Below are 10,543 nucleotides of genomic sequence, written 5' to 3'. Positions count from 1 at the left end.
TAATCCTCACATTGTGCCTCTATCCTCTCCCAATCAATCTTAATGGGATATTTAGTAGGGTGAATCTCTATGTTGTTTTCTCTGCAAGATTCCCAAAATTCCTTTGGCTGTTTGTTTAGTAAGATTCCATTAGTAACGAGCCAAATTGCACTATTTGGAAAGTATTTGCGTGTAATGGCAAAGAAATCCTTGCAGCTGGGATTGAGTAAGGGTTCGCCACCCATTAAATGAAACTTGCCTATCAATCCATTTGTAAGAGAATTTAATTGCTCCATATCTTTACTAAATTGTTCAAGAGATGGGAATTGTGCAGGAGAGAGTTGTGAAAAATGTGCACAACTAAAGCAATTTAAATTGCAGTGCTCTGCAAGGTGAATCTCTACAAGTTTTAAATAAGCCTGTGGAGTGAGCTTGTAGAGAGAATTTCTAGTAGTGATATTTTGATTTGTTAAGAGGTTGTTTTGCGCTTTCAAATCTTGGATAGATTTTTTCAAGCTTGCATTATAAACTGCAAGATTTGCATTTTGAGATTCCAAAATTTCTAATCTTGCTTTTATTTTTTGGTGTTGTTTGGCATTTTTAAAAAGAGAGAGAATCCAAATCTTTTTATCTTTAATGAAAGACTTTAGTTTCTTTTGCCCCCCCCCCCCATTTTTTAGCTATATTTTGCATAAAGTTCCTTTAGTGAGATTCTGAATCCTTGATGAACAAAACCGCCTCTAGCGCGTCTTTTGCGATATGGTTTGTGTATTGTTGCAATAATTCTAAACTCGCATAGCCACTTAGGATACCTATGCTCTTGATATTTGCGTTATTTGCAGCTTGAATATCCAAAGGCGTATCGCCCACCATATAGATATTGTTTCTTGAGATTCCTTTGGGCATAGATTCTAATGCAAGCAGAATCGGCTCTGCACTTGGCTTCGCTTCTTTGACATCTTCTCTCCCAATGACGCAATGAAAATAGTTTAAAACACCAAAATTATCTAAAAGAATCTTAGAATATTTGCTTAGTTTTGTTGTTACGACACCTAGATATGCAAATTCTTGTGCTTGCAGAATCGCCTCCTTTGCACTCTCTAGCAGATAAGTTTTATCATTGCATATTTTGCCATAATGCTCTCTATAAACGCGAATAAAGTCTGATAGTGCGCTAGATTTTACATTTAAGGTACTAAACATATCCTCTAGGGTATTTCCAATCTGTGAGACAACAGCTTGGCGACTTGGTAAGGGTTGATGAAAATGCCTAAAAGCCTCACAAAATCCCTCATAAACAGCTTCTGTGGAATCAATCAATGTGCCGTCTAAATCAAATAAAATAATTTTGTCTTTCATTCTTTTCTAACCTTGTTGAGATTTGGAAGTGTAACAAATTTTAGTTTAAAGATTTAAGGCATTTTTGAATATAATTACAGCTTTAACCAAAACAAAAGAGCAGAGAATGAAAAACACGCAGTCCCAAAATATCCCTGAACTTAGCGGCAATTTTGATAAAGATTTATTACAAGAAGTGGCGGCGCAATTTGGCACGCCTTTGTATGTTTATGATTTTGACAGAATCGCAGAAAAATATGAGCAGTTTAAATTAGCCTTTGCGGGAAGAAAGGCAATGATTTGTTATGCCTTAAAGGCAAATTCCAATCTAAGCGTGATTCAAAAACTTGCAAGTTTAGAAAGTGGGGCGGATTGTGTCTCCTTAGGAGAGATTGAGCGTGCGATTTTGGCTGGGATTCCAAAGTACAAGATTATTTATAGTGGCGTGGGTAAGCAAGAATTTGAAATCAAAGAATCCTTAAAGATTGGAATCTTGTTTATCAATATAGAAAGCAGAGAGGAAATGTTATGCGTGGAGGCTTGTGCGAAAGAGCTAGGAATCCCTGCTAGGATTTCTGTACGTGTCAATCCAGATATTGACCCACAAACCCACCCTTATATTTCCACAGGTTTAAAAGAAAATAAATTTGGCGTGAGCATTGAAGAATCCAAAAGTATTTATTTGTATGCGCATAATTCTAAACATTTAGAGCCTGTTGGAATCCATTTTCATATCGGCAGTCAATTAACGAAACTCAATCCTATCGCCGAATCTGCGCGTAAGATTGCGCAACTTGCACATAGTTTATTGGCGTTAAAGATTGACATTAAGTTTTTTGATATTGGCGGAGGGATAGGGATTACTTATAGCGATGAAATTGCAATTAATCCCTATGATTATGCGCAAGCAATTTTAGAGGAATTGCGTGGATTGGATTTAACCATTATTTGCGAGCCGGGCAGGTTTATCGTGGGAAATAGTGGAGTGTTTTTAACTAAAGTCCTTTATCAAAAAACCCACCAAAACAAGCGATTCGTGATTGTAGATGGGGCAATGAATGATTTAATCCGTCCAAGTCTTTATAGTGCTTATCATCAGATTGCCCCCTTAAATGTAGAATCACAAGATATAAGTGTAGCAGATGTAGTAGGTCCCATTTGTGAAAGTAGTGATTATTTGGGCAAGAATATCTCCTTGCCACTTTTGCAAAAGGGTGATATGTTGGCAGTCCTTAGTGCTGGAGCATATGGCTTTAGTATGTCTAGCAATTATAATTCGCGTTTGCGTTGTGCGGAAGTCGCACTTGAAAAAGGAAAAGCACGATTAATTCGCAGGCGCGAAAGCCTAGAAGATTTGATTGCATTAGAGAAAGACTACCTATAAAGGAATCTTAAATGAATTTACAAAATTTTAGAGCAGAAATTGATAGCATTGATGATGAGATTTTAGGATTATTGGAAAGACGAATGGAGATTGTCAAGAAAGTCGGCAAAGTAAAATTGCAAAACAATATGCCAATTTATCGTCCCGAGAGAGAAAAAGAGATTATAGATAGATTGAGTTCTAAAGATTCTTTGCTGTTAAGCAAATCCGCAATTGAAGCGATTTATTCAGAAATTTTTGCAGTGAGTCGTAATCTTGAATTGCCAGAACGCGTGGCATATCTTGGTCCTCTTGGAAGTTATACACACCAAGCAGCAGAAAGTAGATTTGGCGCAATGTGTGAGTATTTTTCTCACAATACCATTACGCAAGCAGTCAAGAGCGTAGAGAATCAGAGCGCAAGCTATGCAGTGATTCCGATTGAAAATAGTCAAAATGGCGTAGTGGGTGAAACATTAGACTTGCTTAGAAGTACAGAATTAAAGATTGTCGCAGAAATTTATATGCCGATTCATCATTGCTTCGCAAGCCAAACGCGCAAACTAGAAGAAATTGAAATTATTTATTCTAAAGACATTGCCTTTGGGCAGTGTTCTTATTTTTTAAGCGAGCATTCCTTAGATCATATTCAAAGAATCTCGGTAGATTCTACTGCACGCGCTGTGCAACTTGCAAAAGAAAATCCAAAATGTGCGGCGATTTGCTCTCCGATTGCAGCAAAGCTTTATAATACTCCTATTTTGTTTGAAAATATTGAGAATAATCCAGACAATAAAACGCGTTTTATTGTGATTAGCAATTTCAAGAACCAGCCTTGTGGCAAGGATAAGACTTCTTTGTTTGCAATTTTGGCAAACGATGACAAGCCCGGAGCGGTGCATCGCTTACTTTATGATGTAAAAGAGCTTAATATCAATATGACTTTTTTCCAGTCGCGCCCAAAACACGCAGGGAAAGATTTTGACTATTGTTTTTTTATTGATATTGATGGACATATTGATGATGCTAATGTGAGTGAGCTATTAAGACGTTATCCAAATGAGCTAAAATGGCTTGGTAGTTACTTGAAAATTTAAAAAAAGATTTATATAATAAAATTTTTATTAAGGAGGAGAGATGGCAGAGGAAGAAACCAAAAAAGAATCCAAGCTTGAGGGTTTGAAGCAAAACAAAATGTTGCTCTTCATCATTATTGGTGTGGTTGCATTGCTGTTGATTATTTTGATTGTTGTTGCGATTCTGATTTTTAGCGGGGGTGATGAAGCAGAAGCGGGACCTGCGGCTGCTCCACAACAACAAAGCGCGGCGAATAAGGGAAGTGCAGCGAATCCTAATAGCAATCTTTTAAGCGTTGGACCAATGTATCCTTTAAACCAATTTATCGTGAATCTAATGACTTCAGGAGGCGGCAAACGTTATCTTAAAACTTCTATTTCATTAGAACTTAGCATTGCAGAAATGCAAACAGAGCTAGATACCAAACAAGGTGTTTTGCGTGATGTGATTATCTCAATCCTTAGTTCAAAGACTTTTGAAGAGGTGCAGACTGCTAAGGGCAAGCAAAAGTTAAAAGAAGAAATTATGGAACGTTTGAACGAATTTTTGGTAGATGGTAGAATCGTAAATATGTTTTTTACCGAGTTTGTAGTGCAATAACTGACGAGTTATGTTTGAAGTGGGTGTGGATATTGTCCAAGTCGCGCGTATGGAATCCTTGCTTGCGAGGTTTGGTGACAAAGGAATCGCAAGGTTTTTAAATGATTCTGAAATGAAAATTGCCAAGAATGCCCGAAGCCTTGCGGGATTTTGGGCGGCAAAGGAAGCGTGTGCTAAGGCTTTAAAATGTGGAATTGGGAAAGAATTGCGATTCCGTGATATGTGGATTTCTAAAGACAAAAAGGGCGCACCAATCCTCCATTTGAGCACTGAAAAGCTGGTATATTTTAAGATTCATTCTCTAAGTCTTTCCATTTCACACGATGGCGGATTTGCTATCGCAGTGGTAGCAGTTAGCCTAAAAAATTAATAACTTATCAAAATATAATTTTAAGTAGATTATAATTTTAAGTTTATCCTGAAATTTTAAGGAATTTTATGTTGCGTTTATGCTCTACTTCAAAATCACGTAAGCAAATTTTAGAAGAGCATAAAATCCCTTTTATTCAATGTGATAATGGGTTTGATGAAGAGCAATTATCTTTAGATGAGCCTAAAAGTTTTGTCTATCAGGCAGCACTTGGCAAGTATAGAAGCGCATTCAAACGATATGGACTAGAATTGCCGCTTTTAATCACAGATAGCGTGATTGATTGTGGTGGAGTTTTGCAACGCAAAGCCAAGAGCGAAGCAGAAGCGCGTGCGTTCTTGGAATCTCAAAGTGGTAAAACATTCAAGATTCTAACCTGTGCGATTTTACATTGCGAGCAGTTTTTTTATTTGGATTTAAGCCAAACTTATTTTGAGCTTTTACCTTTTACTCCGCAAGATTTGGAATCTTATTTGAAAAGCAATCTGTGGGCAAACAAAGCGGGTGCAGTAATGGTGGAGGGATTTCATCAGAGCTATATTAAGCATCAAGTGGGCACAACCTCTAATGCAATGGGATTAAATATAGAATCTCTTTTGCCTTTTTTAAGGAAGATAGTATGAATACAACAATGGTTGCTGTAATGCTTGCAACTTCTATTGTCATTGGATTAATTGGTCTTGTTGCATTTTTATGGGGTTTGAAAAATGGGCAGTTTGATGATGAAAAGAAAATGATGCAAGGAGTTTTGTTTGATAGTGAAGAAGATTTGCGCCTTGCAGCAAGGGATAAATCAAAAAATAATGCAAAGGATAATCAATGAAAGAAATTTATGATATTGCCATTGTTGGCGGGGGTCCGGGCGGAATCGCATCGGCGGTAGAGTCAATGATTTTGGGTATTAAAGATGTGGTTTTGTTTGAAAAAGGCGAGGGGCATTCTACAACGATTCGCAAGTTTTATAAAGACAAGAAACGCGTGGATAAGGATTATAAGGGGCAAAAAGTTGAATTGAATGGAAATATTTATTTTTGTGATGGCACAAAAGAAAGCACTTTGGATTTGTTTGACAAGATTATTCAAGAAAATGGATTTGAAGCGCAATTCCAAACCGAAGTGGAATCCATTGAAAAAGAGGGGGATATTTTCATTATCCATACAGCGAAAAATACAACCTTCAAAGCAAGGTTTGTTGTCATCTCTATTGGAAAAATGGGACAGCCCAATAAGCCAAGTTATGCGATTCCAAATAGCATTAAGAATCGTGTGAATTTTAATGCAAATAGTTGTGTAGATGGTGAGAGCATTTTGGTTGTAGGTGGAGGAAATTCTGCGGTAGAATATGCGTGTGTATTGAGTGAGACAAATCCTGTAACTTTAAACTATCGCAGAAAGGAATTTACAAGAATCAACGAAGCCAATCAAGAAAATTTAGATTCGTGTTTCAAGAGTGGGAAAATTCAGCCTAAGCTTGGCATTGATATTGAGAGTTTAGAGGAAAAAGATAATAAAGTTCAAGTGAATTTCACAGATGGCACAAGTGCGGTGTATGAACGCGTGATTTATGCGATTGGAGGAATGGCACCGGTAGATTTTTTGCGCAAATGCGGTGTAGAATTAGATGCTGATGGCGTGCCACGAATAGACGCAAACCATCAGAGCTCTGTTGCAGGTATTTATGTCGCGGGAGATATTTTATACAAAAATGGCGGTTCTATTGCAGCTGCGCTCAATCACGGGTTTGACATTGTGCAAGAAATCAAAAAAAGGCTTAGTTAGAGAGCATTTAAACTTTCTATTATTTAGTTTTGGATAGAATCTCAAGCTTATTTATGAGTAATTTTTAAGGATTAAGAAATGGCAAGAAAATGTTTTTTTACAGGTAAAGGTCCAATGGTTGGCAACAATGTAAGCCACGCAAACAATAAAACGAGAAGACGTTCTTTGCCTAATCTAAGAACTGTAAGAATCAAATTAGAAGATGGCAGGACAATGAAAGTTAGAATCGCAGCTTCTACATTGCGCACGATGAAAAAGCACTCTTAATCCTTTTGTTAGGGTTGGGCTGTGGCTTTTGATAGGCTCAAAAAATTTCTCCATTGGGAGGGTGCTCAAAAGCCAGATATTGATATGTCTGGTTTGCTCTATGAGCAACTAAAACCTTTTCGTGCGTCTTTTTTATTTATTTTTTCAGGCTTAATACTTAGCACACTAGGCTATCTAGTAGTTACAGATTATAGTCTCATTGACGCATTTTTTCAGGCTTCTTACACTTTTACCACAACGGGTTTTGGCGCATTAAAAGAAAATGAGTTTGATGGTTTGTCGGTATTTTATACCGCATTTGTTATGTTGGCAGGCTCGTTGGTTTTAAGTTTTTGTGTCGTAAGTGTAATTGATATACTTAGTCGTGGAAAACTCATTCCAATTATTAAGGAACGTAATATGATTTACAAAATTGCGCGCTTAAAGAATCATTTTGTGATTTGCTATCACAATGAATATGCGATACAACTTTCGCAACAATTCCGTGAGGCACATATTCCTTTTGTAGTGGTAGATCGCAATGATTCTTTGGAAGATATTGCACAGAAATATCATTATCCCTTTTTTATCAATGAAGATCCCCATACAGAAATCGCAATGTTAAAATGTCATTTATCTAGTGCGCGTGGCGTAATTACATTGTCTAATAATATCGCAGATAATATTGCACAAATCGCTTCTGTTAGGCTTTATGAGCGCGAATTGGGGAGGAAGCCTTATTTTATTATTGGTAATGCGGACAATAATGAAGACGAAGAAAAGCTAAAAAAGCTTGGTGCAGATTGCGCTGTCTCACCTTCAAAGTTATTTGCTCAAAGAGTAAATGCTATGGCAACGCGTCCAGATATGGAGAATTTGTTAGAACGTTTTGCTTATCAAAAAGACACTCCGCTAGATTTGGAGGAAATTATCGTGCCACGTTATTCATGGCTTGTGCTAAAGAAACTCAAAGAAGCACATGTGCGTGAGATTACACAAACTTCTGTTGTGGGGATTACGCAAAAAGATGGCAAATTCATTTCTATGCCTAATGGCGATACTCTCGTAACAAGCGAATGTAAATTGCTCGTGATTGGCACTTCGCATGGTGTGCGTTTAACCAAACAACTCATATCCAAAAAAGACAAACCAGAGGAGTTAAAATATGTTTAGTTTTTTCCCAATACAAGGTGGAATTGCAGCTGCAAAGGGCTTTTATTGTGATGGAGTTTGTGCGGGATTGAAAAGCAGTGGAGAACCTGATGTGGCTTTTATTTATGCAGATTCCTTGTGCGAAGTAGAAGCGATTTTTACTCAAAACAAATTTTGTGCCGCTCCTATTTTGCATTATCAAGAATATGATAAAAACTTCAAAACCAATTTCGTCTTAATTAACTCTAAAAACGCTAATGCACTCACGGGCGATGAAGGGGTTGCGAATGTTAAGGAAGTGTTGCAAAATCTCCAATCCCAATTTCCTATTACCCAAAATCCGATTATGAGTTCTACCGGAGTCATTGGCGTGCAACTTCCAAAAGCAAAAATTATGGAATCTTTTGCGAAGTTTGATTTAAAAAAGCAAGAGGATATGCAAGCTGCAAAGGCAATTATGACAACGGATCGTTTTAGCAAAACAATTGCTTTCGAAGTTGTATTAGAAGACAAAACAAGTTTTAAAATTGGAGCAATGTGCAAGGGGGCTGGAATGATTAATCCCTCTCTAGCGACAATGCTTTGCTTTATTGCCACCGATGCACAGATTCCAAAGTCTGATATGAAGGAGCTTTTAAGGCAAGCAGCGCAGAAGACTTTTAATGCAATTAGTGTAGATGGTGATACTTCTACAAATGACACGATTTTGCTTTTGAGTAATGGCAAAAGTGGGGCATACAATAAGGAAGCATTTGGTTTTGTTTTAGAAAAACTTATGCACAAGTTGGCAACGGATATTGTGCGTGATGGTGAGGGTGCAACTAAACTCGTTGCTTTTGAGGTTAGGGGTGCAAAAACAGCCCAAGAAGCGCAGAGGGCAGCCAAAGCCCTAAGCCAATCTTTATTAGTCAAAACTGCATTATTTGGTTGTGATCCTAATTGGGGTAGAATCGCATCTACTATTGGAGCAAGTGGAATAGAGTGCGACCCTAAGACATTAGAGATTTATTTCGGTGAAATCTGTGTCTATAAGCAAGGTATAATTTACTTTGATAGCGAGAATGAAAAAAGGGCTGCAGAAGTCTTGAAACAAGATTCTTTTAGAATTATTTGCGAAATTGGTAAGGGCACAGAATCTTTTGTCGCCTATGGGTGCGATTTGGGGCACGAGTATGTTAAAATCAATGCAGACTATCGTTCCTAAAAGAATTGAAGCAAGATTGCCTAAAATTTTATAAAAGTGGCAACTATTAAGGCAATTTTGTCTATAATTTGACAATAATTTATCTTTAAGGAGAGCTTATGTTACACGAATACCGCGATGAGATTAGTGTCCTAAAGCAAGAAAATGCGCATTTTGCTAAGATTTTTGATGAGCACAATGATTTAGACCAAAAGATTCAAGACATTTCAGAGGGTAGAGAGCACGCAACGAGTATGGAGCTAGCGGAACTCAAACGCAAAAAATTAGAGCTCAAAGATGAAGCGTATGCAATGGTGATGGAATACATCAAAGAAAATAAAAAATAATCCAAAGCCCTTTTATAAGGGCTTACCTCTTATTTAACTACTTAGGCTATTAAAACATTAGGAATAAGTCTTACAATAGAATTTAAAATACAGGAATGGCTGGTAACACGAATAAAACCTCTCAAAAAAAACTAAGTCTGTCTGGAATTTTGTGCTCCTGTGGTTTTGTATCTCTCTTGTCCAAATTTGTAGTTTTTCGTCTGTGTGTAGATATAATTAAATTTATATTCTGCTGCTTTTGTAAGTAAGACTAATTTTTCTTCACATAACCCTCTTAAAAAGTTTAACAACTAAAAAGATTTGCAATTCTAATATGATTTAAAATTGTATTAATTAAAAGGATTGATAATTTCACTTACATTGTTCTGTATTCGTGTATTATTGACTTCAAGGTCAAATATAGCATAGATAAAAACTCCTATAACAATACATAGAGGTAAAGCAATCAGAATTTTTTTAAGATACATTCTTTGAAAGTTTTGCCAAGGGTTCTCTTTAATGATTCCATTATAAGCTTTTGTAAAGGCTAGCTCTTCATCAATATCATATAATGGAGTAAGGGAAGAGGCTATATTATTGCAAAAAAGCAAAATTCTCTCCTCAACATCTTTATTGTTTGAATATTTGCCTTTATAACCTAACACAAGACAAGCATAAACAAATTCTAAGAAATCTTTATTTTTAGCAGGATTATTAAGCCAAGAAGATGTGATGTCATAAAAATTATCTCCTCCTAAAGTTTCATCAAATAAACGCACGGTTAAGGTATTATTCGCCCAAGAGCTATTCATAAAAAGCTCATTCTTCATTAACATTTCATCAATAAAAACACAAAGGCAATATCTAAGCCTAATAATGTCTTTTTCATCATATTCTTTTAAGGCACTAAGTTTGGAGCTCCAAGTCAAAATATTATTAATCATTTTTTCTCTAAGAGATTCTATGGTGCTTGTATCAAGTAAGGTTACCTTAGATAGCCTAAAACAGAGTAAAAGAATCTCTAAACAATAATCAACCACTTTATTATTTTTAAGACCACTTAAATCGGAGCTTAGAAGCAAGCTAAGTTCTTGCGTTTCTGCATTGGATTGTTCTTGCATTTTGTTTCC

14 protein-coding genes are annotated in these 10,543 nt (G+C 36.5%); 11 read left to right on the top strand and 3 right to left on the bottom strand.

Annotated elements, in window-relative coordinates; translation table 11 throughout:
* Positions 1–536 (bottom strand): radical SAM protein (locus tag HDT10_RS07330; protein WP_290881733.1); only part of this gene is annotated, 536 nt, incomplete at its 3' end.
* Between the two features lie 145 nt (positions 537–681).
* Positions 682–1,338: an HAD family hydrolase gene (locus HDT10_RS07325; protein WP_290881730.1), complete on the bottom strand. Its 657-nt coding sequence runs from the start codon at positions 1,336–1,338 to the stop codon at positions 682–684.
* Positions 1,339–1,444: 106 nt separating this feature from the next.
* Between HDT10_RS07325 and lysA the strand changes: the two genes are divergently transcribed.
* The 11 genes from lysA to HDT10_RS07270 all read left to right on the top strand — a co-directional run bounded on the left by lysA (position 1,445) and on the right by HDT10_RS07270 (position 9,434).
* Positions 1,445–2,701 (top strand): diaminopimelate decarboxylase, encoded by a 1,257-nt coding sequence (gene lysA / locus HDT10_RS07320; RefSeq protein ID WP_290881727.1) that lies wholly within the window; start codon positions 1,445–1,447, stop codon positions 2,699–2,701.
* 11 nt (positions 2,702–2,712) lie between these two features.
* The gene (gene pheA / locus HDT10_RS07315; protein ID WP_290881724.1) at positions 2,713–3,777 is read left to right on the top strand and encodes a chorismate mutase; all 1,065 of its coding nucleotides are present in this window, start codon (positions 2,713–2,715) and stop codon (positions 3,775–3,777) included.
* 40 nt (positions 3,778–3,817) lie between these two features.
* Entirely contained in the window at positions 3,818–4,357 is a 540-nt protein-coding gene (fliL, locus tag HDT10_RS07310; protein WP_290881721.1) for a flagellar basal body-associated protein FliL, read from the top strand.
* Positions 4,358–4,367: 10 nt separating this feature from the next.
* A complete protein-coding gene (acpS, locus tag HDT10_RS07305; RefSeq protein ID WP_290881720.1) occupies positions 4,368–4,727 on the top strand; it encodes a holo-ACP synthase in 360 nt (119 codons plus the stop codon).
* 68 nt (positions 4,728–4,795) lie between these two features.
* Positions 4,796–5,350 carry a septum formation inhibitor Maf gene (gene maf, locus HDT10_RS07300; protein WP_290881717.1) on the top strand — a complete coding sequence of 185 codons (555 nt, stop codon included), beginning with the start codon at positions 4,796–4,798 and terminating at the stop codon, positions 5,348–5,350.
* Entirely contained in the window at positions 5,347–5,550 is a 204-nt protein-coding gene (gene ccoS, locus HDT10_RS07295; RefSeq protein ID WP_290881715.1) for a cbb3-type cytochrome oxidase assembly protein CcoS, read from the top strand. Before maf ends, ccoS begins: the two co-directional genes overlap by 4 nt.
* Positions 5,547–6,506 carry an NAD(P)-binding domain-containing protein gene (locus tag HDT10_RS07290; RefSeq protein WP_290881713.1) on the top strand — a complete coding sequence of 320 codons (960 nt, stop codon included), beginning with the start codon at positions 5,547–5,549 and terminating at the stop codon, positions 6,504–6,506. Before ccoS ends, HDT10_RS07290 begins: the two co-directional genes overlap by 4 nt.
* Before the next feature lie 78 nt (positions 6,507–6,584).
* A complete protein-coding gene (gene rpmB, locus HDT10_RS07285) occupies positions 6,585–6,773 on the top strand; it encodes a 50S ribosomal protein L28 (protein WP_138121780.1) in 189 nt (62 codons plus the stop codon).
* 21 nt (positions 6,774–6,794) lie between these two features.
* Positions 6,795–7,925 (top strand): TrkA family potassium uptake protein, encoded by a 1,131-nt coding sequence (locus HDT10_RS07280; RefSeq protein ID WP_290881706.1) that lies wholly within the window; start codon positions 6,795–6,797, stop codon positions 7,923–7,925.
* A complete protein-coding gene (gene argJ, locus HDT10_RS07275) occupies positions 7,918–9,108 on the top strand; it encodes a bifunctional glutamate N-acetyltransferase/amino-acid acetyltransferase ArgJ (RefSeq protein ID WP_290881704.1) in 1,191 nt (396 codons plus the stop codon). Before HDT10_RS07280 ends, argJ begins: the two co-directional genes overlap by 8 nt.
* 98 nt (positions 9,109–9,206) lie before the next feature.
* On the top strand, positions 9,207–9,434 hold the full coding sequence (locus HDT10_RS07270) for a YdcH family protein (RefSeq protein WP_290881702.1): 228 nt from the start codon (positions 9,207–9,209) through the stop codon (positions 9,432–9,434).
* A gap of 329 nt (positions 9,435–9,763) precedes the next feature.
* On the opposite strand, the gene icmH is transcribed toward HDT10_RS07270, so the two are convergent.
* Entirely contained in the window at positions 9,764–10,534 is a 771-nt protein-coding gene (gene icmH / locus HDT10_RS07265; protein WP_290881700.1) for a type IVB secretion system protein IcmH/DotU, read from the bottom strand.
* Positions 10,535–10,543: the final 9 nt, after the last annotated feature.

This window comes from Helicobacter sp. (assembly GCF_014799995.1).
Classification (GTDB): domain Bacteria; phylum Campylobacterota; class Campylobacteria; order Campylobacterales; family Helicobacteraceae; genus Helicobacter_D.
This window is presented reverse-complemented; position numbering and strand designations above follow the sequence as displayed.

What these genes read in the sequence shown, in the direction of transcription:
- pheA (WP_290881724.1), top strand. Translation starts at nt 2,713, where the DNA reads ATGAATTTACAAAATTTTAGAGCAGAAATTGATAGCATTGATGATGAG.
- fliL (WP_290881721.1), top strand. Translation starts at nt 3,818, where the DNA reads ATGGCAGAGGAAGAAACCAAAAAAGAATCCAAGCTTGAGGGTTTGAAG.
- ccoS (WP_290881715.1), top strand. Translation starts at nt 5,347, where the DNA reads ATGAATACAACAATGGTTGCTGTAATGCTTGCAACTTCTATTGTCATT.
- HDT10_RS07270 (WP_290881702.1), top strand. Translation starts at nt 9,207, where the DNA reads ATGTTACACGAATACCGCGATGAGATTAGTGTCCTAAAGCAAGAAAAT.
- maf (WP_290881717.1), top strand. Translation starts at nt 4,796, where the DNA reads ATGTTGCGTTTATGCTCTACTTCAAAATCACGTAAGCAAATTTTAGAA.
- HDT10_RS07290 (WP_290881713.1), top strand. Translation starts at nt 5,547, where the DNA reads ATGAAAGAAATTTATGATATTGCCATTGTTGGCGGGGGTCCGGGCGGA.
- HDT10_RS07325 (WP_290881730.1), bottom strand. Translation starts at nt 1,338, where the DNA reads ATGAAAGACAAAATTATTTTATTTGATTTAGACGGCACATTGATTGAT.
- argJ (WP_290881704.1), top strand. Translation starts at nt 7,918, where the DNA reads ATGTTTAGTTTTTTCCCAATACAAGGTGGAATTGCAGCTGCAAAGGGC.
- icmH (WP_290881700.1), bottom strand. Translation starts at nt 10,534, where the DNA reads ATGCAAGAACAATCCAATGCAGAAACGCAAGAACTTAGCTTGCTTCTA.
- lysA (WP_290881727.1), top strand. Translation starts at nt 1,445, where the DNA reads ATGAAAAACACGCAGTCCCAAAATATCCCTGAACTTAGCGGCAATTTT.
- rpmB (WP_138121780.1), top strand. Translation starts at nt 6,585, where the DNA reads ATGGCAAGAAAATGTTTTTTTACAGGTAAAGGTCCAATGGTTGGCAAC.
- acpS (WP_290881720.1), top strand. Translation starts at nt 4,368, where the DNA reads ATGTTTGAAGTGGGTGTGGATATTGTCCAAGTCGCGCGTATGGAATCC.